21 protein-coding genes are annotated in these 26,570 nt (G+C 43.8%); 13 read left to right on the top strand and 8 right to left on the bottom strand.

All coding sequences use genetic code 11. The features are described from left to right. Positions 1–76: 76 nt before the first annotated feature. Positions 77–2,287, bottom strand: a complete 2,211-nt coding sequence (locus AAEY79_RS00890) for a carboxy terminal-processing peptidase (RefSeq protein WP_101211756.1) — start codon at positions 2,285–2,287, stop codon at positions 77–79. A gap of 717 nt (positions 2,288–3,004) precedes the next feature. Between AAEY79_RS00890 and nagZ the strand changes: the two genes are divergently transcribed. Then, on the top strand, positions 3,005–4,087 hold the full coding sequence (nagZ, locus tag AAEY79_RS00895; protein WP_025651687.1) for a beta-N-acetylhexosaminidase: 1,083 nt from the start codon (positions 3,005–3,007) through the stop codon (positions 4,085–4,087). A gap of 281 nt (positions 4,088–4,368) precedes the next feature. On the opposite strand, the gene AAEY79_RS00900 is transcribed toward nagZ, so the two are convergent. After that, the gene (locus tag AAEY79_RS00900) at positions 4,369–5,967 is read right to left on the bottom strand and encodes an OmpA family protein (protein WP_025651688.1); all 1,599 of its coding nucleotides are present in this window, start codon (positions 5,965–5,967) and stop codon (positions 4,369–4,371) included. A 563-nt stretch (positions 5,968–6,530) separates the two neighbouring features. After that, complete coding sequence (locus tag AAEY79_RS00905; RefSeq protein ID WP_201566137.1) at positions 6,531–8,126, bottom strand: hypothetical protein; 1,596 nt, start codon at positions 8,124–8,126, stop codon at positions 6,531–6,533. A gap of 831 nt (positions 8,127–8,957) precedes the next feature. Here AAEY79_RS00905 and AAEY79_RS00910 point away from each other — a divergent pair. From AAEY79_RS00910 to AAEY79_RS00935, 6 genes are all read left to right on the top strand, one after another. After that, positions 8,958–9,566, top strand: coding sequence for a rhomboid family intramembrane serine protease (locus tag AAEY79_RS00910; protein WP_025651690.1), 609 nt, complete (start codon positions 8,958–8,960; stop codon positions 9,564–9,566). A 123-nt stretch (positions 9,567–9,689) separates the two neighbouring features. Continuing rightward, positions 9,690–10,655 (top strand): metallophosphoesterase, encoded by a 966-nt coding sequence (locus tag AAEY79_RS00915; RefSeq protein ID WP_025651691.1) that lies wholly within the window; start codon positions 9,690–9,692, stop codon positions 10,653–10,655. Positions 10,656–10,754: 99 nt separating this feature from the next. Continuing rightward, a complete protein-coding gene (purE, locus tag AAEY79_RS00920) occupies positions 10,755–11,315 on the top strand; it encodes a 5-(carboxyamino)imidazole ribonucleotide mutase (protein ID WP_084212283.1) in 561 nt (186 codons plus the stop codon). Positions 11,316–11,534: 219 nt separating this feature from the next. After that, entirely contained in the window at positions 11,535–12,893 is a 1,359-nt protein-coding gene (locus tag AAEY79_RS00925) for a 5-(carboxyamino)imidazole ribonucleotide synthase (RefSeq protein ID WP_201566136.1), read from the top strand. Beyond that, on the top strand, positions 12,893–13,342 hold the full coding sequence (locus tag AAEY79_RS00930; protein WP_201566135.1) for a DUF188 domain-containing protein: 450 nt from the start codon (positions 12,893–12,895) through the stop codon (positions 13,340–13,342). The genes AAEY79_RS00925 and AAEY79_RS00930 overlap by 1 nt, the downstream gene beginning before the upstream one ends. A gap of 203 nt (positions 13,343–13,545) precedes the next feature. Beyond that, positions 13,546–14,184 (top strand): NAD(P)H-binding protein, encoded by a 639-nt coding sequence (locus tag AAEY79_RS00935; RefSeq protein WP_101210780.1) that lies wholly within the window; start codon positions 13,546–13,548, stop codon positions 14,182–14,184. Positions 14,185–14,279: 95 nt separating this feature from the next. Here AAEY79_RS00935 and epmA read toward each other — a convergent pair whose 3' ends face one another. From epmA to AAEY79_RS00950, 3 genes are all read right to left on the bottom strand, one after another. Then, positions 14,280–15,317 (bottom strand): EF-P lysine aminoacylase EpmA, encoded by a 1,038-nt coding sequence (gene epmA, locus AAEY79_RS00940; protein WP_201566134.1) that lies wholly within the window; start codon positions 15,315–15,317, stop codon positions 14,280–14,282. A 57-nt stretch (positions 15,318–15,374) separates the two neighbouring features. Next, positions 15,375–16,499: a 4-phosphoerythronate dehydrogenase gene (locus tag AAEY79_RS00945; RefSeq protein WP_201566151.1), complete on the bottom strand. Its 1,125-nt coding sequence runs from the start codon at positions 16,497–16,499 to the stop codon at positions 15,375–15,377. 188 nt (positions 16,500–16,687) lie between these two features. Further along, on the bottom strand, positions 16,688–17,833 hold the full coding sequence (locus AAEY79_RS00950; protein ID WP_025651698.1) for an AI-2E family transporter: 1,146 nt from the start codon (positions 17,831–17,833) through the stop codon (positions 16,688–16,690). A gap of 58 nt (positions 17,834–17,891) precedes the next feature. On the opposite strand from AAEY79_RS00950, the gene AAEY79_RS00955 reads away from it, so the two are divergent. The 3 genes from AAEY79_RS00955 to AAEY79_RS00965 all read left to right on the top strand — a co-directional run bounded on the left by AAEY79_RS00955 (position 17,892) and on the right by AAEY79_RS00965 (position 21,811). Further along, positions 17,892–18,038, top strand: a complete 147-nt coding sequence (locus tag AAEY79_RS00955) for a hypothetical protein (protein ID WP_156915598.1) — start codon at positions 17,892–17,894, stop codon at positions 18,036–18,038. Positions 18,039–18,649: 611 nt separating this feature from the next. Continuing rightward, positions 18,650–20,341: an NAD+ synthase gene (locus AAEY79_RS00960; RefSeq protein WP_025651699.1), complete on the top strand. Its 1,692-nt coding sequence runs from the start codon at positions 18,650–18,652 to the stop codon at positions 20,339–20,341. Positions 20,342–20,536: 195 nt separating this feature from the next. Then, entirely contained in the window at positions 20,537–21,811 is a 1,275-nt protein-coding gene (locus AAEY79_RS00965; RefSeq protein ID WP_025651700.1) for a hemolysin family protein, read from the top strand. A 33-nt stretch (positions 21,812–21,844) separates the two neighbouring features. Here the strand turns inward: AAEY79_RS00965 and AAEY79_RS00970 are convergent, their stop codons facing one another. Next, the gene (locus AAEY79_RS00970; RefSeq protein WP_101210783.1) at positions 21,845–22,564 is read right to left on the bottom strand and encodes a YggS family pyridoxal phosphate-dependent enzyme; all 720 of its coding nucleotides are present in this window, start codon (positions 22,562–22,564) and stop codon (positions 21,845–21,847) included. A gap of 337 nt (positions 22,565–22,901) precedes the next feature. On the opposite strand from AAEY79_RS00970, the gene AAEY79_RS00975 reads away from it, so the two are divergent. Both AAEY79_RS00975 and AAEY79_RS00980 read left to right on the top strand, forming a co-directional pair. Further along, positions 22,902–23,957: a type IV pilus twitching motility protein PilT gene (locus AAEY79_RS00975; RefSeq protein ID WP_025651702.1), complete on the top strand. Its 1,056-nt coding sequence runs from the start codon at positions 22,902–22,904 to the stop codon at positions 23,955–23,957. 160 nt (positions 23,958–24,117) lie between these two features. Beyond that, positions 24,118–25,239, top strand: coding sequence for a PilT/PilU family type 4a pilus ATPase (locus tag AAEY79_RS00980; RefSeq protein ID WP_352286844.1), 1,122 nt, complete (start codon positions 24,118–24,120; stop codon positions 25,237–25,239). Positions 25,240–25,340: 101 nt separating this feature from the next. On the opposite strand, the gene fur is transcribed toward AAEY79_RS00980, so the two are convergent. Continuing rightward, complete coding sequence (gene fur / locus AAEY79_RS00985) at positions 25,341–25,775, bottom strand: ferric iron uptake transcriptional regulator (protein WP_173239218.1); 435 nt, start codon at positions 25,773–25,775, stop codon at positions 25,341–25,343. Positions 25,776–26,100: 325 nt separating this feature from the next. Here fur and AAEY79_RS00990 point away from each other — a divergent pair, with 325 nt between their 5' ends. Next, complete coding sequence (locus AAEY79_RS00990; protein ID WP_201608231.1) at positions 26,101–26,520, top strand: outer membrane protein assembly factor BamE; 420 nt, start codon at positions 26,101–26,103, stop codon at positions 26,518–26,520. Positions 26,521–26,570: the final 50 nt, after the last annotated feature.

Raw genomic sequence — 26,570 nt, forward strand, 5'->3', positions numbered from 1 at the left:
AAGCGTCAATCTATGTAAGCATATGCTTACATAGATATTTATATGACCGCTTTTATGGTTCGCTCATATACGGCTGCTATAGACTCTCTTCAGGGCTGACCGTTGCTTTTGAATCAGCACTGAGCATAATATAAGCCGCTTCATTGATAAAAGCTTCGTCTTCAGGTAGCTCTGGACGCTCATTGGCTTTCATTTGACTACGCTCTTCAAACTTCGCATCCATCGCCGCCTGATAAGTATTCCAGTTGGCATACGGACGCTCACCTGTAGCGATGAGGCGTTTATTCTCCGCTTCTAATGAACGCTTTTCGATCAGCTGCATTTTGGCACGGCGGCTATTGATATCGAGATTGACAGGCTTTTTCTCATCATCCATATCGCGAATGTCATTCAACGCAGATAAGTAAATAAACTGTGGATCCTTTTGCTGACGAATTGTAGACTGCTGGTTCAGCGTCGCTAACGTATCGCTAGTGAATTTACCTTCAGGCTTATAAGGCGCGGTTTTGATGGTATCCCAAGGCAACGCTTTTTTCTGTGCCCGCTCGCCAAAGGTAGCATCGTCATAGATATTAACCAATTCGACATCGGGGACTACGCCTTTATTCTGCGTACTGCCGCCGGTGATACGATAGAATTTACGTTGGGTTAAGGTCGCTGAACCCAAGGCTAAATTGTCCAGCTGAATCTGGGCAGAGCCTTTGCCAGTTGTGGTACTGCCAACCACCAAACCACGGCCATAATCTTGAATGGCGGCAGCAAAAATCTCACTTGCAGAGGCAGACGCTAAGTTAGTAATGACCACCATCTTGCCGTCATAGAGTTGTTCGCCACCATCGTCGTCACGGTATACTTGGATGTTGCCGCGATTGTCACGGATTTGGACCAGTGGACCACTCTTAATAAAGAAGCCGAGCATTTTGGCCACTTCATCTAACGAGCCACCAGGGTTGTTGCGTAAATCAACCACGAGGCCATCGATGTTTTCTTTATTTAATTCTTTGAGCGCTTTTTCGGTATCGATACTGACACTACGATAATCTTCACCGTTACGGCGCGCCTGATAGTTCAAATAAAAGCTTGGTATCTCAAGGACACCAATACGCTTGGGTGTTTTATCGATATTCGGACGCTGTACTTCTACGACGCGCTGGGTAACGCCTGATTCTTCTTGCTGAATAATATCGCGCACCACAGTGACGGTACGGGCGCTGGCTTCTGGTGCGCTGGCCTGACGTAGCTTGAGCGTGACTGAAGTACCGCGCTTACCACGAATGAGACTGACGATTTCACGCGTCGACCAACCGACTACATCGGTCATGTTTTTGCCGTCTTTGGCGATACCAATAATCAAGTCATTGGGCTTAATCTGTCCCGTTTTTGCCGCTGGCCCACCATCTACCAAGGTCACGATGCGTGTATAGTCTGGGTTTTTACGATCTGGCCGGATAGAAACACCAATGCCTTCTAACTGTAGACTGGATTGAATCTGCAACTCTGTCGCTTGAATAGGTGCATAATAATTGCTGTGCGGATCATAAGTGAGCATCGCTGTGTTTAAGATAGTCTCCATGATTTCGTCATCTTTGAGACGCTTAAACTGCTCTTGTTGACGTGACAAACGATTGAGCAAAATCTCACTGGGCGTGCGCTCATCATTACGGATCAAATCCTGACCACGAGTGATGTCTGGATTATTTAAGAAAACTTGCTCTTTGGCTTTTTCATCTTCTTGACCCAAAGTGATACTCATCAGCTGAAACTTCAGCTGACGCGCCCAATAATCACGCTGTTCTTTTTTGGTCTTAAAATGGCTAAGCTTTTCGCGGTCAAGGACGATGGTCTCATCGCTGGTCAAATCCAGATCCGTCTTTAGCATTTTGCTTGCCATGGCAAAATATTCGTTTGAGCGTTTACGATAGCGCTCGAATACCTCTACCCCTGCAGACAAATCACCACGTTTGAGGCGATCACCGAACTCGGCGGCATATTTTTTCTTTAGCTCATCAACATCAGATTGCAAAAACAAGGTATGGTTTGGATCAAGGCTATCAATATACATAGACAGAATTTCGCTGCCTGTTTTGCTATCGAGAGACTGATTGAGATAATGGCTGCGATCCAGCAAGGCGGCGACCTGACGAGTAGTGACTTTTTGTTCAGGTGTCTGGACGAAACCTTCAGTGTTGGTATCTGCCACTGCGGTACCGTAGCTCTGAGTAAGAATAAGACCGGCGATGCCCACTGACGCTGCACTGAGTAACCACTGTGCTGGTTGTTTTTTCATCATATCTACCTAGTTATTTTAAGTTAAAAGTATTATTAATTTTCATCGAAAGAATTTGCTTGGTCATTCCCTATGCATCAAATTTAGTTATTCTCTTACAGCGCTGCTTTTCACAAACCATCTTTATGGCATTCACTTTATATTGCATTAACCTTGTTATGAATTTGACGATTTCTAAGCAAGATACTTTATAAGACTTCAGCATTGGCATTACCTACTTCAGCATTGGTATTACCTAATGATATTGCTACTTAATAAAATGACTGCTTTATCATATTGATCGTTGAACAAAATACTGCCAACGTCTTGCAAAAAATCAATCAATACTAGCATGAGCATAAATGTGCAACTGTCTCAATCTGTATAAGCAATATTACACTTTACCTCGGTACATACCAAACTTTCTAGCATATTTATTAGCGATGGCTGCTGCTCGCTGCTTGACAGATATCGGTCATTCATTTCGGTCAATTTAACCAGTAGATTATGCGCAGCTCACAATAGCTGTCATAATATATCGATAATAGTGAGTGATTATTGCGCTTATTTACCCTGATTGATGGTGCGCTGAGCTCATAATATAACACTGAATAGTCGATTCTATTTGCCTTTGTTACAAAGGAAATTGCGTGCAGTTAGGCAGACCGTACTGTACGCTGATTGATACAATAATGGTTTTAGAGTAGATGACTGATATAACATAATAAGGATCACGCGATGTATGGCGTCTTAATGATTGATATTGATAGTACCGCACTGACTGCTGAAGATGTGAGTTTAATCAAACAAGCCCAAGTTGGTGGGATCATCTTGTTTGGCCGAAATGTCAAGGATGCCGCGCAAGTGCGCGCAATGTGTGACGATATACGCTATCACAACGCCGATATCTTGATCGGTGTTGATCAAGAAGGTGGGCGCGTCGCAAGATTACGTGAAGGTTTTACCCCATTGCCCGCGATGGGGCGACTGGGTGAGTTATTTAATCAAGATCCTAGCCGTGCGCTTAGCTGCGCTTATGACTGTGGCTATCTAATGGCAGCAGAAGTGCTGGCCGTGGGCATAGATCTGAGCTTCGCACCGGTACTCGACACAGACGGTATTAGCCAAGTGATTGGTGACCGTAGCTTTCATCAGCAGCCGCAAGCCATTACGGCTTTGGCGACCCAGTTTATGCGCGGTATGAAAGCGGCTGGCATGGCAACCACTGGTAAGCATTTCCCCGGTCACGGCGCCATCGCTCCTGATTCTCATGTATCAGAAGCGATCGACAGCCGCAGTTTGGATGAGATTATGCACAGTGACATGCAGCCGTTCGCCCAAACGCTGCCTTGGCTTGATGCGTTGATGCCAGCGCACGTGATTTTTTCACAGGTAGATAACAAGCCAGCGGGATTCTCTAAAATTTGGCTGCAAGACATCATCCGTGATGAGCTAAAATTTGATGGCGTTCTATTCTCTGATGATTTATCTATGGCAGGCGCGCAAGCAGCTGGGGATGTTAGCGCGCGCGTCAAAGCAGCGATTGAAGCTGGTTGCGACATTGCTTTGGTATGCAATGATAGAGTTGCGGCTCATGAAGCGGCCGAAGCGGCGCAAAACTTGCCCTACCCCAATCAAAAACGTATCAAAACCATGTGCGGGCAGATACCCGTTTGGCAAGGTAATCTTGAGGCGACTTGTCAGCAATTTGACTATTGGCAGCAAGCAAAGCAGAACGTCACTCAGACCTTTTTTAATACCTCGGCAGAGCAGCCATCTACAGATCATGCGGCATCAAAAGATCCTACTGTCTATAAATAATAGCCTGTCATTTTTTTAGTAAATCCATAAATATAGTCAAAATATCCTAAAATCGCGACGGTATTGCTGATATCAATTTTTTGTCGCCTCTGTCTGCGCAGGCACAGCAAGCAACAAAAATGGATATCAGCAGTGCGTGATGGTTCGATATTACTTTTCACTGACTATATATGCCAAATCTATAGCAAATAAAAAACCGCATCTTTTTTTAGATGCGGTTTTTTGGTATTAATGACTTTTAAATATCAATAGTTTTCTTACTATCAATAACTGTCTAAAGACTACTGAGTATTAACTTGTGGATCTACTACCGTCCTACGACTTGCATCATCACCATCTGGCAAGAGATCATCATTGTTGCTGTCTAATGGGTTTAAGTCCGGATCAAGGGCATTGTTGGTGATCGTCATACCATCATTTGCACTGACAGTCTCATCATTGACCAAAAACTCAATACGGCGGTTGCGGAAGCGACCTTGTTCCGTTGAGTTATCAGCGATAGGATCTGTTTCACCCATGCCTTTGGTGCTCAGCTTGCTCGCATCGATACCTTGAGAGACTAAGTATTCTTTTACAGATTCGGCACGGTCGCGAGACAGCTTCAGATTATAAGCATCCGATGCTTGGCTATCGGTATAACCAATAATCATCAGATTCATATCTGGGACGTCTGTCATAATCTTGGCAGCGCGGTCAAGAAACGCTTTATTAACATCAGGAATAAAAGCTTTATCTACTTCAAAGTTAATTACTTGTAGACTTAAAGCACGGGCAACATCACGTGGATCTGGATTGTCTCCAAGGTTTGACATAGCAACATCGGCTGCCGCTAAACTATTATCAATTTCACCCTGCAAATCTAGTGGCCCCTCAGCTTGCACCGTCATCGCTGGTGCAGCCGCTTGTAAATCAGCGACCAGTTTATCCAACGCTGCTGCATCTGGTGCATTGACAGTAATGTTATCACCTTTAATAATCATACTGGCGTTTGGTACATTTTTGACAATAGGTAAGATAGTGGCAAGTTGCGCAGCAGCTGGCATGTCTATTGCAAAATTATCATCAACATCGGCGCGGCACTTATTGGCTTCATCCCCAAACGCACTGGTAAGCGCATTCATGACATTGGTCTGTAGCGTCTCATTACCCACATTCATGCGGCAAGCGTACAATTCACTATTTTCACCAGTAGCAATGCTCAATGAGGCAGGCTCAACAGCAGCAGCAACCGCTGCACCATCGCCTTCCGCCGCTTGCTCTTGGGTGACAGCAGGCGTAGCGACAGGCTCAGGGTTGTCTTGGCAGCCTCTCAGCAAAGCCCACGCCAAAGCACCTAAAATAATCAGACCAATAATAGGCAGCAGCGCTTTCATAAAGCTGCCTTCTTTCTCTTCTTCACGTTGTAGCGGTGCGGTACTGACCGTATCAGACATTCGCGCACCTGCAGGAGCAGCGGCAATCATACCGGCAGGCAGAACCGCACTTGCCCATGCAGGGATATGATGCTGATAGCTAGCAAGGTTGTCGTTCAAAAACTGTGGCACCGGTGTGGTTCCTGCCAAGCTTTTTATTTCATGGTAAGCAAGCGGTGCTGCCATCGCAATCAAACCACGAGATGCAGTGACATCGACATTGTGTTTGCCAGCCAGCTCGCGAGCTATCTGGTCACGGTGAGCGCTATCCGTCCATACCCGATCATAAAATCCTTGATCGTCACGGGCGATATTTTCGTTAGCAAAACGCTCATGCGTATCTTTGTCTGCCAAACGCGCCGCAAAAATAGCATAAAACTGCTCAAGTAGATTTTGTTTAGCAGGGCTACGGTCATCTCCCAATACTGCGGGGCTGACTGTTCGCGTTAAATGACTGATAATATCCATAGTATAAGTCCTCCATTAATTCTTATTAATATAATTTGTCTTTTGAATAGGGCTAAGATTTTTTCTCAGAATTATTAGAATTTACTTTTTTATTTTTTAATTCACTAAAAGCAAAGTCGATAATTATGATGGTAGCAACTATTTACCTATCCGTTAAAACATCTAAAAAGCAAAATCATCATGCAAGTCACTATAAAATAAATAGCTGTAAAAAAGGTTCGTCACTATTAGTTCACTGTTTAGTCACTATAAAAAAGCAACAAGCGCAATTGATGATGATTACATTCAACTTTCGTCATTATAAAAGTATTAAGGTATTTTTCACAATCAATACGCTGTTGTGCAAATGCTACATTAAGTAATGTTTCAGTTGTTACACGTAACTAGAAAGCCGCTGAAGTACAAATCGCTAACATAACAATAGTAAATAAGGTCGTATGTGTATTATTTATTAAACAGTCATTTTCAATAGCAATAAAACGATTTGATTTTATCTTTCATATTATTTATTTAAAAAAAAGTTGTGATTACGGTATGACTCATACTAAAGCTTAGCGACTGACCTACTTATTTCTTACTTGTGCAGGTTCAGCGACGATAACATTACTCGCCATATCCTCTACTTCAGACAAAGAGATTGGGCCTGACGGCCTATTGTTTGTAGAGGAATTGCTATTTGAGTTACTATTTAAATTACTAGGTACATTAGTGAGACTGCCATTATTACTGCGCACCGGATTGTTGCGTGCTGGCGCAGGCATCATACTATCGTCCGTATCGTCATCGCTTGCTTGATACTCTCCAGCACCATTATTGCTTGCATTGTTGTTATAGGCGTCACTATTAACATTGTTTGTAGCGCTGCCACTGGAGTCAAACTGAGGGTTCTGACCATTCATAGCCGCCATATCCTCTACGCCACTGCCATTGTTAGGTAATGGCAGTGGTGCCGCGCTATCAATCATCAGCGCTGGCGCTAACGTACGCATATCAGTGACCAAACGCTGTAATAGCATACTGTCTGGTGCTTCCAAGCTCACCCGCTCATTTTGCAGATGTAGCCGAGCAAATGGCGTTGATCTCAGCATGGTCAAGATATTCGGCAATACCTCTGTTGGCATATTAGCCATACTCTTAGCCACGCCCGCTTGTATCGTCAGCTCACAGATACCGGCCTGCTCACCAAAACTTGTATTAAGCGCTTGTTGCAACGTGCTTTGTAGCGCCTCATCGCCAACCGTTGCGCTACAAGTATAGAGACTGCCACTATCGTCTACCCCGACGATTAGCTCAACTGGCGTCAAAACCTGTGGTGCTGGCTCAGTAGGGGGCGGGGCAACGACAGGCGCAGGCGCTACAGGTTCTACTGGCGCTGTCATGTTGGGCTTGATCAATAGCGCCCATGCAGCAAAGCCCAACGCAGCAATGGCGGCTATTAATAAAAATACCCGTACCAATAGATCGTTGCGTTGATTACGGGTGCGAACTTTTTCCCGTTTCATGCTGCCATTTTCTGCTAAATGATGGGCAGCAGGGCTGGCATGGATAGCATGGATAGCATCAGAAGCATTATTTATATCTGTATTGCTATGCTTATCTAAATGCACACTAGCATTTGGAGAGCTATTGCTATTCTCTGTAGCCGCTTCTATTGGCGGTGCTGGCATTGCTGCTGTATTAGCAGATGCTATGACATTTGGCGTATTGCTAGATGTCTGAATATCTTGAGCAGCGCTGATAACTGGTGCTGACCATATGGGTAAATACTGGCGCAAGGTGGGCTGCTCTTTTTGCAAAAACGCAGGCAAAAACTGTCCACTCGCCAGTGCCTTTAGTTCACGGTAAGCCAGTGGCGCAGCATTTATAAGCAATTGGGTGGTCGCAAGCTCATCGATATGATGAGTGGCGGCAAGTTCTTGTATGAGTGTCTGCCGCATATTTGGGGCGAGCCAGAGCTGCTCAAATAAAGGGCTTTCTGTCACGCTATCAGCAACGATCACTTGATCAGATCGCAACAACTGCGAATATACCTCTGGCAAAGCCAAGCGTGCGGCCAAAATCGCATAAAACTGCTCAAGGAGACTGACATGGGCAACGCTGCTATTATTGCCTAGCACAGCGGGCGTGACGCTTTGTTCTAGTTGTTCAATGATACTCATGACTGACGGCCTCTATCGGCTTAATATAGTTAATCCTAGTGAAATCAGATACAGTGTCAGGCTCGTTCAGTCTACTATTTGCAGTCCTGTCACTCGCTTTTCTTGTATCTAAATTCCTTTCAACCGACTATAGTTTATATTTATAAAAGCAATAAATCATTCCTTATCACTTTATTTGATGTTTTTTCTACAAACTTATGCCTTATAAATGGCACTCTATAAAACAGCTATATCCGTGACAGTGCTTATGGTACATCGCTTGTATGACCCAGCTTATAATTTGTACTTACACTTATATCAGCAGCACTATAGACTGCTGCTATCAACGTATTTAGCGCTACCGTTACTGTCCGTATACGAAGCATTACTTACTCATCTTTATACACTGCTATATTGTTAGGGTATGTCTTCAATTCACTCTATAGTCATCTAAATGGGCTAAAAATGGCTAAATCTTGCCAAACATCGTCAAATAGCTGGTCAATATCCCGATATTATCTACGCTATTTTTCTTGTCTGACGGCAATTTATCTTATTTTTATCACCATTTTTGAAATGAAGACGCACCCTAATAACAAATGATTATTAAAGCACAATTCTCTACATAATGGGTTTTTGCTTTATTCTTGTCGCTGTTGACGTAATGATTAGGAGTTGGCATGGGAATTGCCATGTCACTACTTATTATTATTGACCGTCTTATCCATTAGCAATTTGGGCATAATATTATTTACACATAGTATTTAGGCGTAGTATGTATACATAGTATTTAGGCTTTTAACCTTGCCATATTACACAATCACACACTAGGCTCGGCCTAAGGATTACCCTTTGTTTAACCACACGACCCTTATCATTATTATTACTGTTATTGTCAGCTTGCTTGCTTGGCAAAACAAAGCGCTATTTAATCGGCTTATTTTTTATCCGCCTGCGGTAAATAATGGGCAATGGGATCGTTTTGTGACGCATGGTTTTATCCATGCTGATAGTATGCATCTGCTGTTTAATATGTTTACTTTGTATTTTTTCGGTCGTGCTATCGAAGGGTTATATCAATCGTTTTTGTTCGGTTATGGTTTCGTGGTGTTTTACGTATTGGCTATCATTGTTGCGATGATTCCAAGTTATCTTAAGAATAAAAATAACGCCAGCTATCTCAGCCTTGGCGCCTCAGGTGGTGTATCAGCCGTATTGTTTGCTTTTATTTTGCTGGCACCATGGGAAAAAATCTATTTATTCGCGGTCATTCCTATCCCAGCGATATTATTTGCGGTCGCTTATGTGGCTTATAGCATCTATGCGGACAAACGCGGTGGCTCAAACATCAATCATCTGGCACATATGTGGGGCGGCGCGTTTGGGATAATCGCCACTATTATTTTAGAGCCACAAGTGCTACCACACTTTTTAAATGCACTATTATCGCCAGGCTTTTAGTAAAGGCTAGCTTTTAGAGCAATTTTTTAAAAATTTTTTTTGAAAATAATTAAACCCTTATTAACTTTATCGCTCTACTTAAGCGGTTAAATACGTTTACATTTTAAGATTAGATAACGAATTATGATTATAGATATTATCGGTGACATTCATGGTTATGCAGACAAGCTAGTCGGTCTACTCACCCAGCTAGGCTATCGCCATAACGGACAATGTTTCGTGCCGCCAGCAGGTCATCGGGCGTTGTTTATCGGTGATTTGATCGACCGTGGGTCGCAGCAAATGGCCACGTTAGAAATCGTGTTTGCCATGCTAGATGCTGATGTGGCCGATGCAGTGATGGGCAATCACGAATACAATGCTTTGGCTTTCGCGACGCTTGATCCTAATAATCCTCAGGAATACCTACGCTCGCACAATGAGATACATATGCGCCAACACGAGGCCTTTTTGGCAGAAGTACCGTTTGGCTCAGAGCGTCATCACTATTGGCTACAGCGCTTGTATGAGATACCCCTATGGCTTGAGACCGACTATGCTTGCTTTGTGCATGCTTGTTGGGATGTAGACAGTATGGCGGTACTGACGCCGTTATTGACTGCTGATAATTGCTTAACGCCTGAAGCACTTGTCGCCACTGCCCAAGAGCATAGCGAACCTTTTGAAGCGTTGGAGAGGGTATTAAAAGGTGTGGAAACCCCCCTACCTGCGGGCATGGTAATGGTTGATAAAGAAGGAACTGAGCGCACACGAGTACGGGTACGTTGGTGGCTTGAAGGCCTCAACGAACGTACACTATATGAGGTTGCGCGTGCCCCTTCATCAGCATTGGCACAAATTCCAGCGGATATATTGGCAGAAAATATCGACTTTGCGCTTAAAACCGATAAACCCGTATTTGTCGGTCATTATTGGCTAACTGGGACGCCTGAACCATTGAGCCCGCAAGTAGTCTGTACTGATTATTCGGCAGCGGTCGATAGCGGTTATCTAACATGCTATCAGCTCGATACCGAGCAGCCTTTGCCACTCAAAGCCGGTAATTTTGTGCAATATCGCCACGACAAAGACCCAGTGATATCGTCATAATAAAAGCGCTATTCAACTCGCTTTCGCATTAATCAGTAAACTTGGCTTTACGAAGGCGGCAAAATTTTTGTATGATGGTCGTTTTGAGGATATCAAAGCATGAGCACTCTATCAGCTAGTGTTAACTCTGTTGAGCAAAACAGTCCAATCACCTCTCCTGCTGGTCAACCAAAAGTTGGCATCATCATGGGCTCGCAGTCTGATTGGGCGACCATGAGCGCCGCTGCGCAATTGCTCGCCGACTTTGATATCGCTTTTGCTTGTGAAGTCGTATCAGCACACCGTACACCTGACAGATTATTTGACTATGCCAAAAACGCCAAAAGCAATGGCTTACAAGTCATTATCGCTGGGGCTGGCGGTGCAGCACATCTGCCGGGTATGTGTGCCAGTCAAACGCCGCTACCGGTCTTTGGTGTCCCTGTAAAATCCTCGATGCTCAGCGGTTGGGATAGCCTATTGTCTATCGTACAGATGCCAAAAGGCGTTGCTGTCGGTACTTTAGCGATTGGGGCGGCAGGTGCTTATAATGCAGCATTACTGGCGATTCAGGTCTTGGCCTTGCATGACGACGTAATCGCTAGCAAGCTAGATACGCTACGCCAAACACAAACTGACACCATTCTTGCCAGCCCCACACCGGGCATTATCAACAACTAGATTGGCGATAATGGTTAGAAAATATCAAGACCAATTATTTGGACTATAAAATCTAACCGTCAAATCCAACGATCAATGTTGTAAACTTGATATTTATGCTTAGATGAGCTCTACTAAATACAAGGTGCATACAGTGCACCTTTTCCTATTTTAATAGATTAGATTTTAGACTTAATAAACCGAATAACCTTTATCCATTTCCAATTCAAAGAGCCTGCCATGACTACAGCGAACGCTTATCCTGTGACCCAAAACATTCGTACTATCGGTATTTTAGGCGGTGGTCAGCTTGGCATGATGCTTGCCGAAGCGGCCATGCCATTAGGTTATCAGTGTGTTTTTTTAGAAGACAATGCTGACTGTCCTGCCAGTCTTTACGGGCGCGTCTTTCATAGTGAGCAACTAGAAGCCTTTATTGCCGCCGCCGATGTATTTACCTTAGAGTTTGAAAACACGCCGACGGCGACCGTTGAACAACTGGCCAATTTATCAAAATCTGGTAGCAAACAAGGCATGTTTCCGCCACCGATTGCACTTGATATCGCGCAAGACCGCTTAAAAGAAAAGCAGATGTTTAATGCGCTTGAGATCGCTACCGTACCCTTTAAAGAAGTTAACTCTGAAGCTGAATTGCAGCAAGCTTGCAGCGAGCTAGGACTGCCAATCGTCCTCAAAACCAGCCGCGGTGGTTATGATGGTAAAGGTCAATTTGTCATCAAGCAAGACAGTGATATCAAAGCGGCGTGGCAAGACCTCAAAGACGCCGTCAGTGGCCAAGGTGAGTTGACGCCAACGCCAGCGCCACTCATTGCGGAAGGTTTTATTCACTTTAGCCGTGAGGTTTCTATTATCGCGGCACGGGGACAGAACGGCCAGATGCGCTGTTATGATTTGGTCGAAAACCATCACCATCACGGTATTTTGGCCAAAACTCAAGCGCCCGCCGTTGGTACTAGCCATCTACTCAAGCAAGCGACCGATGCAATTACCACGGTCATGAATCATTTGGGTTATGTGGGCGTGATGGCACTTGAGCTGTTCGTCACCAAGGACGTGCGTGGCAATGATGTTGTACTCGTCAATGAAATTGCGCCGCGTGTGCACAATTCTGGACACTGGAGTATTGAAGGCGCTGTCACCAGTCAGTTTGAAAACCATATCCGTGCCGTGGTTAATTTGCCATTGGGTGATACCGACAATGTTCATCCAGCGATTATGCTCAACGTTTTAGGACAGTACCCCGATATCAGCGCAGTGCTGGCTATCGATGGCGCGCATTATCATAGTTATCATAAGGCTGAGCGCGAAGATCGAAAAATTGCACACATCACATTGATGCCCAATGATGTCGCTAATTTGGAGCCTGCCTTAGCCAAGCTCGTCGCGGTATTGCCCAATAAAGTCGGCCTCGACAAAAAGTCTGCTCCTGTGAATAATCAGCCAAAAGCGACCAATGACCAATCAACTATTGGCAATGACACTGTTAAAGCTATAGAAAACCCTCAAGTAGATACTGATGACGATCAAACAGATAATGCGGTAGACGTTAAGACAAAAACAGCGAAGGTTAAGAAATAATGCAAATTTGGGTGGATGCTGATTCGGTGCCATTGATTGCCAAAGACTTGATTATCAAAACGGCTGAGCGGACGCAAACAATGGCTATTTTCGTCGCCAATCAGCCAATTAAATTGCGTAAGTCACCGCTGCTCGTCATGACCGTGGTGCCATCAGGATTTGATAAAGCCGACGATTATATCGTAGAACAGATACAGCCAGGTGATTTAGCAATCACCAGTGACATCCCTTTGGCCAACGATATTTTGGACAAAGGCGGCTTGGTACTGACCACACGCGGCATAGTCTACGACAAAAATAATATTAAGCAAAAGCTCAATATGCGCGACTTTATGGATACCATGCGCGGTACTGGCGTGTTAGAGCTGCAAGAAATGAGCGGACAAAAACCTTATGGTGACCGTGACAAAAAAGCCTTTGCCGACGGTCTTAATCGTTTGGTTCGCTGATTTTTATAGCCATAATCTTTGCTATCTATCTTAACCCCCTCCTAGCCTGTGCTCTTTGCAAACCGTATACATTCATAACCAAACACTATGCAATCGGCACGCTTCATAACGAAGTGTGCCCATCATTGTTGTTACGCTGTAGTCAACTTTTAAGACAAACAGTTTTTACAACAACAGTAACGTATATAAGAATAGGAATGACTATGAAAATTTTAGTAATTGGCGCCAGTGGACGAGTGGGAACTGATTTAGTTAAGCAGTTATTAGCAGATGATCATCAAGTGATCGGTACCACGCGTGATAAAAAGAAATTGTTCGATGCAGATAATTATTCGCAATTGGATTTAGACTTATTAGCAAATAAAGACGATATTCAAAATCAGATTGATGATGACGTTGAGGCGATATACTTTGTAGCAGGTTCCGGGAACAAGAACTTGTTAGAAGTAGATTTACACGGTGCGGTGAAAACAATGCAAGCGGCGCAAGATAAAGGTATCAATCGCTATATCATGCTTAGCACAGTGTTCTCATTAGACACCAGCAAATGGACAAGCCCTGCGATTGAAAATCTAAAAGAATATTACATCGCCAAACATTACGCTGACCAATGGTTAGTCAACGACAGTACTCTTGATTACACCATCGTCCAAGCTGCTGCCCTAAAAGAACGCGCTGGAACTGGCAAAATTACGATCAATGGTACTGATGCTGGCGAGAATGCGATTGCGGATGTAGCATCGACTTTAGCAGCGGTTTTGAATGCTGATAGCGCAAGTAAGAAAGTCTTTAGCATGCAAAATGGTGAGACAGCCATCGATAAAGCTATCGCAACATTATAATCAAGCTCAGCGCTACCATGTTTATAATTAAAGAAAAAAGCGAGTAAGCCTTCCGGTCTACTCGCTTTTTTTATGATGGACCATCTAATAAATTATCAGGCCAGACCACTTGGAAACGGAATGACGTCCTCTACTCTGTCGGCTCCTGTGATGACCATAAGCAATCTATCCAACCCCACAGCAATGCCACTACAAGGTATCAAGTCATTAGATGCCGCCAATAGATGCTCATCGATTGGCATGACTGGCAAATTATGGCGCTGGCGTAATTGATTGTCTTGCTCAAAACGCATTCTTAACGCCTGCCCATCTGCCAGCTCGTCATAGGCGTTGGCAATCTCAATACCATTGATATATAGCTCAAAGCGCTTCGCAACCTTATTACCGTCTTTATCTAAAGCCGTTTTTGCTAATGCTGCCGTTGCTGGTGGATACTCTATAATCAAAGTCGGCAAATCATGCCCTAAATTTGGCTCGACCGCGTGGCTAAATAATAGATCTAACCAGCTTTGCCGGCTTTCTTCTTCGCTATTGGTTGCACCGCTTTCTACATTATTAAAATCAAAACCGGTTAAACCTTTATCTTCTGCCACTGCTTGTAATGTCGCCAAACTGGCCGTCAGTGGATGTATACCAACGAAGTCCATAAACGCATCAACGTAGCGGTAATGATTCATCACAATCGAATAACCATATAGGGCTTCTAGTAGTTCGCCAAGCTCAGTCGCCATATCGGCTAAGCTATAGTTTGGCTGATACCATTCCAACATGGTGAATTCAATATTATGGCGTACGCCTATTTCATTATCTCGAAATACCGGGCAAATTTGATAAATAGGCATTTGCCAGCTGGCCAATAATCGCTTCATGGCAAATTCAGGTGACGTATGCAGGTAATAAGTGCGTGGTCGATCTTGATAGGTAACTTGCGCAGCGACGGACTGCAAAAAGGTATCCGTATTGCCAGCTTGCGACAACAGCGGAGTCTGTACCTCAAGCACCTGCCGCTTATTAAAAAACTGACGAATATCGCACATAAACTGCGCACGCTGCCGCGCCATCGCTAGGGTCATGGTGGGCGCGTAACTGGGCTTAGTATTTGGCTTAACAGAAGAACGGGTTGATTGGCTCATTAGTATTTACTGTGACTGATGAATAATAAAAATAGGGTGATAAGTAGGTTTTTGACTTTAGAACTGCCATTCACGGCGCAAATGATAATCACGGCGCAGTTGATCAAAATCAGCGCCATTAACTTGTCCGTCAATTATCTGACGTCGCAAGGAAGCATCATCTTGCATAATGTCATAAAACTTAATCAACTTATCTGGATGCGCTTTTAATTCAGACCACAAAAACATATTCAGTGGCAGCAGCTTTTGCATAGACTGTGCAGGTGTGACCGCCAGTTTTTCACATAGCGCATCATAGATAATTTGGGTACCGCGCAGCTTCCCCTCTACAGTATAACCAGCGATATGTGGCGTTGCGATAGCCAACTTGCTTAACAAACTCTCGGCAATCTCTGGCTCATGCTCAAACACATCAAGCACTGCTTGGCGTCCCGTACGCTCAATACCTGCTGCTAAATCACGCGCATGAATGACGGGTCCGCGCGCGCTATTAATGAGCATAGTATGCGCAGGCATCATACTCAGGGCATCTGCGTTGATTAGATGCCGCGTTGGGTAATCGCTACCACTCGGGTGAGTATAGTCTCTCTTATCAGTCAGTGGCACATGTAAACTGACAACGTCGCTTTGGCTAAGTACTTGCGCCAAGCTGGCGTTATTCGTCTCTGAAGGGGGCAATAACGGATCATAGCCCAATACTTGCCAGCCCAAATCATTGGCATACTGAGCGAGCGTGCTACCAATATTGCCAAGGCCAATGATGCCTAAGGTTAATGGCCTCGTTGGTGACGTCGTTGATAGCTGCCAATACTGCGGACGCAATGTCAAAATAGCCGTCAGTACATATTGGGCGACCGAATGCTTGCTACAACCCGCAGCATTGGCAAAAGTGATGTTGCGCGTCGCTAGATAATCTTGATCAACATGATCGGTGCCGATCGTTGCCGAGCCTACAAATTCTACGCTTTCATTATCAGCCAATAACTGCTCGTTCACTGGCGTCACCGAGCGTATCAACAATATAGTGGGCTGTAATTCAGCAAGCAATGCCGCATCGATATCGCGCCCCGCAACTTTGACAATATTTACTGTTTGCTCAGTCGCCTGTCCAAGCGCAGTGGCATTAAAAAACTCATCAAGGCTAGCGATATTACTGTCAGCCACAATAGTTATGCTGTTTATCGTATCTATCATCGCATTAAACCTTATTAAAAATTTCTATCAATCAGTACATAATTTATCAGTGACTTGTTATCTATGACATTATTTCGCTAAATATTTTTTACTACCGCTGTCGGCGTAGGCACAACACGCAAGAAAAAATTATTTCAGTCTCGCGCTAAAATGCGCCGTCTCTGTTTTATTTGGTATCAACTATATCCGCTATTTTCATTTTGCTCATCAACCGCTAATGGTGTATTTTTATCGATCAACACCTCTTCTTGTGGCGCAAATAGCTCATTTTTATGATTTGAAATCCATTCACGCCATACCGCAAGGCCGATAGCTAATACGACAGGACCGATGAACAAACCAACGAAACCAAAGGCTGTTAAACCGCCCAACACCCCGATAAAAATAATGATAAAAGGAATCTTGGTGGCACCACTAATGACGATAGGACGGATAAGATTGTCCACCCAACTGATGACCAATATGCCCCATAAAGCCAAACCAATACCTTCTACCGTATGACCTTGACTTAATAACCAAATCGACACCCCACCCCACACAAATGGCGTACCAAATGGGATTAAGGCAATGATAAAAGTGACAATCGTCAGTAAAATCGGACTTGGTGCGCCAGAGAAATAATAACCAATACCCGCCAAGATTGCCTGCGCCAATGCGGTCAGACCAATACCATATACCACAGCGCGGGTGGTCGTACCCACAGAGTCAATATAACCATCGATACGATTGCCAATGATATTGCGTAAGGCTTGGCGAATTTGGCGCACCAAGCTTGTGCCATCACGATAAAAGAAGAATAAAGTCATCAGTGCCATACCAAGCTTGGCAAGACTGCTGAACACCACATCAAAGGCGACTTTGCCGTAATATAAATGAGACTGTACCCAGATACGAAAGGCTTCTAGCGTCCCCTCAGGATTTTTATTAATGCGCCACAGCACATCTTTGACTTGTTGCCCGATAATCGGCAAATCCTTAACAGAGTCAGGCACATCCAAATACCCTACTTTAATACGATAGATTAAATTGCTGATAAGACTCAAAGCTTCCTGCTGCAAGATAAAAATACCAACCACCAGCGGCACACCGATGATGAGAGTAATACTCACAGTCATGATAGCGGCACTAAAATTTGAACTGAACTTTACTCGTTGGTGAAAAAAGTTATAAATAGGAAAGGTAACATACGCTAAAATCGCTGCCCACAATGCCGGTACAATAAAAAACTGTACCACTTGAAAACATAATATAAACAACACGACCAACAAAGTAATGGCCAATAAGCGCTGAATAATAAATTCTTTTGTCCAGTTTTCTATCATAGTGTATAAACCAAAAGCGGACAGCAAACCTCATACGGTATTGCTGAGAAGTTTATAAATGGGTGAACAGCAATTTATGGACAACATCCATAAATCGTATCCATTAGCGAAGGTGGTTGGCTATAAATCTACAGCTCAATTATTGGCGGCCATTACGCTCTGTGCCGAGACAACCGTAACACAGTTAACGCCAGTAATGTCATAGAAAACAGATGGCTGACCGACGATTATTATGCAACAAAATGGCTCAAATAAATAACGCTATGTTGTAATCTTTACTTACAACTTTCTTAGACGAGATTCACTAAAGCCTTACCTGAATAACCAAATCATCGTACGCAGAATGAATACCGAAAAATAATGACCACTAAGTACCCTACGCCGTCACTTTGTCAGTCATTATCTAGCAAGGTAAATCACTGGCGCGTTCTATTAGTAACAACAATTGATGTTATACTAGAATAATTATTTTGAACTTTTAAATGCCGCTACATTAATTTGACCTTATTTATTTTTGTCATTATTAAAGCGCATCACTTTTCACAACCCTTCTTTATCCTTCCTCTCTAAACGACATTAATATCTAATCGTTAGAGTAGTGCGGCATAAATTGGGTCTACTACATAAGCATTACATTGATGCTTATACAAGCGTTGCACGCATCATGCGAGTTCGATATCAGGACTCAGGGTCAAAAAAAATGTAAAAGAAACTATGATTGACGCGCGATGTTTTGAGTGAATTTCGGATTGATTTTATTTTAAAGCAACACTGCCTCACCAAATTTTAAATACTATATTCATAGGAACAATAACAATGTCAAAAGACAATGATAACCCTAACCTTACTGTCTCAAATGAGGCGAGTAAGAGCACTAAAACCCAAGATAGCGTTACTTTTGCTTTAGCCCAATCACACTTTTTGGTCGGTGATATCACTGCCAATGCAGCAAAAATGCGCACGCTGGCATTAGAAGCGCGTGAGCAAGGCGCTGATGTGATTGTCTTTCCAGAACTCGCACTATTAGGCTATCCACCCCAAGATTTATTGCTACGCCCTAGCTTGTCAGGTCGCATCAAAAGCGCCTTGTCTACTCTAAGTGATATCGATGACATCGTCATGATCGTCGGCTATCCACACGTTGATCACCATGGTACCTTCAACTCAGCCGCCATCCTGCATAACGGTCATCAAAAAGGCTTTTATCATAAGCAAATATTGCCAAACTATGGCGTGTTTGATGAACGCCGTTACTTTGACAAAGGTCGTAATCAAGTTCTGTTTGATTATAAAGGCATTACCATTGGCCTGCTCATCTGTGAAGACTTGTGGGAAAAAGGCCCTATTGCTGATCTCAAAAAGCAAGGCGCGGATCTGGTCATCAGCTTAAATGCGTCACCTTTTGAAATTGAAAAACAAGACAATCGTAAAACCATGCTGACCAAGCGCAGCCGTGAAAATGGCCTGCCGATTATCTATGTCAATGCGGTTGGCGGTCAAGATGATTTAGTCTTTGACGGTGGCTCTATGGCCGTGCAAGCTGATGGTAGCGTTGCCCACGAAGCGCCGCGTTTTATGAATCAGTTGCTACTGGCGACGTTAGATGTCAAAACCAGCAAGTTTAACACCCAGTCTAAAGCGCCTTTAACCCTTAGCCGCGAATCAGAGATGTATCAAGCGCTGGTGGTTGGTTTGCGTGATTATGTCAATCTTTCAGGATTCTCTGGCATTCTCGTTGGGCTATCAGGTGGTATTGATTCGGCCTTGACCCTCTGTATCGCCGTCGATGCGTTGGGTGCGGATAAGGTTTATGCGGTTATGATGCCGTACGAATATACCTCACAAATCAGCCTCGAAGATGCACAAGCACAAGCCCGTCGACTCAACGTTTCTTATACCGTTTGTCCAATTTTTGATGCCGTCGAAGGCATTCGTCATACCCTTGCCCCACTCTTTAATAAATCACCTGCGGACACCACCGAAGAAAACATCCAAGCACGTGCGCGCGGCGTTGTATTGATGGCACTGTCTAATAAGTTTGGGCATTTGGTCATCACCACCGGCAACAAATCAGAGCTGGCGGTTGGTTACTCGACACTGTATGGCGATATGGCAGGCGGCTTTGATGTCCTAAAAGACGTCTATAAATCGCAGGTTTATAAATTAGCCAGCTATCGTAACCGTTTAGAGGACACCCCCGTTATTCCTGAGCGCGTGATTACCCGTCCGCCATCAGCCGAGCTACGTCCTGACCAAAAAGATCAAGACAGCTTGCCTGACTACGACGTATTAGACGGCATCCTAATGTCTTATATCGATGAAGATATGGGCTATCAAGATATCGTGGATAAAGGCTTTGATGCGGACTTGGTCGCCAAAGTCATCCAAATGGTCGACAATAGCGAATATAAGCGCTGCCAAGCACCGATTGGCACCAAAATCAGCCATAAAGCCTTTGGTCGTGAGCGCCGTTATCCATTAGTGAATAAATGGTCAATAAAAGGCTAGAGTGTAATCGTCATCTGGCTGCTACATAGAAAGTCAGATGACGACAGACCTTACTTATAAATCGATTGCTTATTATTAGCTGGGTGCTTGCCCAGCTTTTTTTAGTTTCTGACCACAAAATTTTCTTGTTATTCCGACGATTCAATCCATTACTTTTAATTTATCTACCCCTACCTATTTCTATCCGAGTATGTCATGAGCTTGCTAACTGCTAGTGTGTTTATCTTTTTGCTAATTGCCCTCAGCGCCCTTGTCTCTAGCTCCGAGCTGGCCCTAGCCTCCGCCCGAAAAATCAAACTACAAGTGATGGCCAAAGAAGGCGAAGTACGCGCGCTTGATGTCCTCAATATGCAAGAACACCCTGGCAGTTTTATTACCGTGGTACAAATCGCGCTCAATGCGGTGGCCATTTTGGCCGGTGTCATCGGCGAGTCAGCCATCAGCCCCTATTTAGTGCGCTTGTTCGGTCATGAAGCGCTCGCCTCTGTGGTGTCATTTATCATTGTCACCAGCGTTTTTGTCCTGTTTGCCGACCTCATGCCAAAACGTCTCGCCATGTCCAACTCTGAACCTATCGCCATCAAAGTCGTACGACCAATGATATTTTTGATTTTTATCTTAAAACCTATCATATGGGTGTTTGATGGTGCGGCGAATTTTCTCTTTAAGCTGCTAGGCATCTCTACGGTACGTAAAGATGAGATGACATCCGAGGATATTGTCGCGGTGATGGATGCCGGTGCGGAAGCGGGTGTCATCAAACACCAAGAGCATCACCTGATTGAAAATATCTTTGAGATGCAAGAGCGTACCGTCACCTCAGTGATGAATCCACGCGAGAATATTGTATATTTTGACAGCAAAGTCAGTACCGAAAAAATTGTCGAGGTGATGATTAAGCAGCCGCATAATAAATTTTTGGTTTGTCTTGACGATGATTTAGAACATATTATGGGCTATGTGGAGTCACGCAGTTTTTTAGCTTTAGTGTTGAATCAGCAAGAGGTAAGCTTAACCGATAAGGCATTATTAAAACCGGCGCTTTTTATCCCTGATACCTTATCTTTATTTGAAGTGCTTGAGATGTTTAAATCGACGGGCGCTGACTTTGCGGTGATCGTCAATGAATATGCGCTGGCGGTAGGCGTCATTACCCTAAAAGATGTGATGAGTATTGTCATGGGCGAGCTGGTCACGCTAGAGGAGCAGCCTATCGTCCAACGTACCGATAACTCCTGGTTAATCGACGGTATGACGCCAATCGAGGATGTCATTCGCTCATTGGGTATCGTCAATTTACCCAACAGCCAAAACTATGAAACGATCAGCGGTTTTATGATGTATATGCTCCGCAAAATCCCTAAGAAAACCGATAGCATCGAATATGCCAATTATCGTTTTGAGATTCTGGACACGGATAAGCTGAAAATCAATCAGCTGCTGGTGACCAAACTTGAAGTGGTTGTTTAGCGTAGTTAAGGTCTGTTGAATTGAGGACACGCCCTAATCTCGAGCACCAAATATGGCGGTACCGACGCGCACCATGGTCGAGCCATTGGCAATCGCCTCTGCCATATCATCACTCATACCCATGCTAAGCGTATCCCAACCAGTTAATTCTGGATGATCGCGCTTAATGTCTTCAAATAATTGCTTGGTGCGAGCAAAAGCATCGGTGTTGGCTTTTGCGGGAATAATCATCAGACCACGCAACTGCAAACGCTCATAGCCTTTCATTATGTTGATCAATGCTGGTAACTGGGCTGGTAAACACCCTGACTTGCTGTCTTCATTATCAATATTGACTTGAATCAAAACGTTTAGTGGCGACAACTCACTTGGACGTTGGTCGTTTAGACGCTTCGCAATAATGTCACGCTCAACCGTTTGTACCCAGTCAAAATGCTCAGCGATATCGCGCGTCTTATTACGCTGGATACTGCCAATATAATGCCAAACGATAGCGTCACCAACCGTCTGAGATTTTAAAGTACTGATTTTTTCGATAGCTTCTTGTAGATAATTTTCCCCAAAGTGATACTGACCTTGCTTGGCTAACGCCGCAATCATGTCAGCAGGTTTGGTTTTAGAAACCGCAAGTAAAATGACCTCATCTACTGCACTGTCTTTGGCTTGTTGCTCTGCCTGCGCGACCTGCTCTTTTACCTGTTGCCAATTGTCAACGAGGCTTACCTTATCAATATTATTTTCAGCATCTTTCATATATGGCTCACAAGGATAAATTACTCAATTATTTGTTTTGGCTGTTATTAAGACTTTTATAAAAATTTTGCCATGAGCAAAATTTAAACAATAAATAAATGACTGCCTAATTTTACATTTTCTTAGCCTAGTAGATGGTTAAATGCCAAGAGTCTTGTTATGATATTGTTACATGGTTTAACATATGCTACTAAAAATAGTAGTAACAGTAACAACCATGACCTACTCCATCGCCAAATAACTGAGCTAGCATAGGATGAGTGAAAAGGTTATTGTTTAAAACCTGCTGCTAAGCTCTTTTTGCCTTACCTTTATTCATTGATAGGAATGCCTGATTATGGCTGAAAAAAACAATCTAAGCATCGAAGATCTGCTGCGTTTTACGGTCAAACATAAAGCGTCGGATTTACATATTTCAGCCGGCATGCCAGCGATGATTCGGGTCGACGGTGAGATGACGCGCATCAATATGCCAACGATGACACATCAAGTGGTGCATCAACTTATTTATGACATCATGAATGATAAGCAGCGCGCTGACTTTGAAGAGTTTTATGAGACGGATTTTTCTTTTGAAATTCCTAACTTAGCACGTTTTCGGGTTAACGCTTTTAACCAAAATCGCGGTGCCGGTGCTGTCTTTCGTACCATTCCTTCCAAAGTTCTGACCATGGAAGACTTGGGTATGGGTGAAGTGTTTAAACGCGTCTCCGACTTCAAGCGTGGCGTCGTGCTAGTAACAGGTCCGACAGGCTCAGGCAAGTCAACGACCCTAGCGGCTATGATTGATTATATCAATGAGAGCCGTAAAGAGCATATTTTGACCATCGAAGACCCCATTGAATTTGTCCATGAATCTAAAAAAAGTCTGATTAACCAACGCGAAGTACACCGTGATACCTTGGGTTTTGAGCCAGCGCTACGTTCAGCACTGCGTGAAGATCCCGATGTTATCCTCGTCGGCGAGCTACGTGACCTTGAGACCATCCGCCTTGCGCTCACAGCGGCTGAGACGGGGCACTTAGTCTTTGGTACCCTGCATACCAGCTCAGCGGCTAAGACCATTGACCGTGTGATTGACGTATTCCCTGCAGCAGAAAAAGACATGATTCGCGCCATGCTATCAGAGTCGCTACAAGCGGTAATCTCACAGACTCTATTGCGTCGCCAAACTGGGGGACGGGTTGCCGCGCATGAAATTATGCTGGGTACGCCAGCGATTCGTAACTTGATCCGTGAGAATAAAATTGCCCAAATGTACTCGGCTATCCAGACAGGGGCTGGCGATGGCATGATTACCCTAGATCAAACGCTTAAGAACCTTGTGACCAAAGGCACGATTAGCAAAGACGTTGCTCGTCCTTATGCCAAACAGCCTGAAGCATTTTTATAGTTATAGTATTGCTGATTGGTTGACACTTCCTATTTGATGAAAATCCCTAATAGTCAGTGATTTTTGTATCCCTTATTTGTTTTTAATGGTCATGATTACTGATCTTTAGAAATTGATTTTAGACAATTTTTAATCGATTTACATCGAATGCAGGTACGATATGGATATTGATAAATTATTACAGTTGATGATCAATAAAAACGGCTCCGACCTTTTTATTACCGCTGATGTAGCGCCTTCCATGAAAATAAATGGCAAGATTCTACCGGTTGGTAAGACGCCTCTGAGCGCTGCACAAACCATGAAATTGGTTAAAGGTGTGATGACAGCAGGCCAACGCCAAGAGTTCGAAGAGACCAATGAGTGTCAATTTGCCATTACTGATGAAGCGCAGCAAGCACGCTTTCGAGTCAGTGCCTTTATACAGCGCGATATGGCAGGCATGATTTTACGGAAAATCGAAAATAAGATCCCAACCGTCGAAGAGCTACGTCTGCCGCCAGCGTTAAAAGAGCTGGCCATGAAAAAACGCGGTATTATCTTATTGGTCGGCGCAACTGGTACGGGTAAATCGACCACCTTGGCTGCCATGATCGGTCACCGTAACCAAAACTCTCATGGTCATATTATTACCATCGAAGACCCGATTGAATTTGTCCACAAACATCGTGGTTGTATCATTACTCAGCGGGAGGTCGGTATCGATACTCACTCCTTTGAGGCCGGTCTAAAGAACACCTTGCGCCAAGCGCCAGACGTTATTTTGATTGGTGAGATTCGTAACCGCGAGGTCATGAGTTATGCGATCCAATATGCAGAAACAGGCCATTTGGTATTTGCTACTTTGCACGCCAACAATGCCAACCAAGCAATTGACCGTATCATTCACTTTTTTGAAACCAGTCGCCACAATCAGTTGTTTATGGATTTGTCGCTGAACTTGCAAGCCATTATCGCCCAGCAATTGATTCCAACCCCAGACGGTAAAGGTCGACGGGCAGCTATTGAGATTTTATTAAACTCACAACTGATCAGCGACTATATCCGTAAAGGTGAAGTCCATGAAATCAAAGATGTCATGACGCGCTCGCGTGACAGCGGCATGCAAACCTTTGACCAAGCACTCTTTGACTTGTATGAGCATGGCGAAATCACTTATAAAGAAGCGATATTGCACGCCGACTCCCCCAATGATCTGCGCTTAAAAATCAAACTCAGCAGCAAAAATAGTAACGCCAATTTAGACGAAGGTGCTGATAGCTTGTCCTTAGACGTCAGCTAATCTGTAGCAAATAAGTCAGTCAATAAAAAAACAGCCCTCAATCATGAGGGCTGTTTTTTGCATGCATTAATATCAGCATCTATTAAGTGGTCATATAGCCATTATTTTGCGCTGTCGCGACATTCTTGATTGTTACAAATGCCATATAGTACCAATGAATGACCCGATAGCTTAAAGCCATGCTCAGCGGCGACCTTGATTTGTTCTTCTTCAATAGTTTCATTATGAAACTCAATAATCTTGCCGCAAACGTCACAAACCAGATGATCATGATGCTCTGCTTGGGTAATCTCAAACACAGATAAATTGTTTTCAAAGTTATGGCGCTCAACAATGCCTGCTTGTTCAAACTGGGTCAGTACGCGATAGACGGTCGCCAGCCCTACATCTTCACCTTGTTCAATCAGTGCTTTGTAGACCTCTTCTGCACTCATATGATGCAGCTCTGCGCGCTCAAGCAACTCTAAAATTTTGATACGCGGTAACGTTACTTTTAATCCTGCTTTACGTAAATCTTGATTGGTAAAAGAAGCCATAATATCCCTTCTGACTGTTAAGTCTTAGCAAATAAAAACTAAAGAACATGAGGTAAATAATCGCCAATGATTATTATTAATTAAATACTAAAAATTCAAATAGCCCTAAACTGGCTTATCTTGCGTAAATTTTTAGCATGGTTAGCGTGGTTAAACCTCACCGCAAGTCTATGAATTTAAAATATAAAACATCTAATACGTGAGGTAGTGTTTGGTAAATAATGTCGTAAGTGGTAGGCAATTGCAAGTAAATGACGTATCATTTGTCCAAGATTGTCGGCAAGACCATCAGCAACGCTTCTTGACCGCACCTAATCCATTTTTTATGAGTCATCTTACCATGATAAAGACATTAAATTTTCGTCCGTTAAGCCGCGCAAGCGCATTACGCAAGATTGTCCTGACCGGTATGCTTAGTGCCTCGGTTGTGATGTCTGGCTGCTCATTACTGAGTGTGTATAAGATTGATTTGCCACAAGGGACTGCGATTACCCAAGTGCAAGCTCAAAAATTGCAAGTGGGCATGAATCAAAACCAAGTCCTCTATATTTTGGGTAGCCCAGCGATTAAAGACACGCTAGAGCCTAAACGTTGGGACTATATTTACGATTATAAAGCGGGCACAGAAGGTAAACGTAAAGGCATCGCTAATGTCAAAAACGCTAGCCAACATTTAGTGGTGTATTTTGATGATAACGGCTTGGTCAGTCGCATCGAAGGTATCGAAACCCTGCCTGCCCAATAATTCTGATGTAAATTTGGGCTTATTGGTTGTTAGTCTCAAAATGGCAGACT

This window comes from Psychrobacter sp. GW64-MNA-CIBAN-0177 (assembly GCF_040309585.1).
GTDB lineage: Bacteria > Pseudomonadota > Gammaproteobacteria > Pseudomonadales > Moraxellaceae > Psychrobacter > Psychrobacter okhotskensis.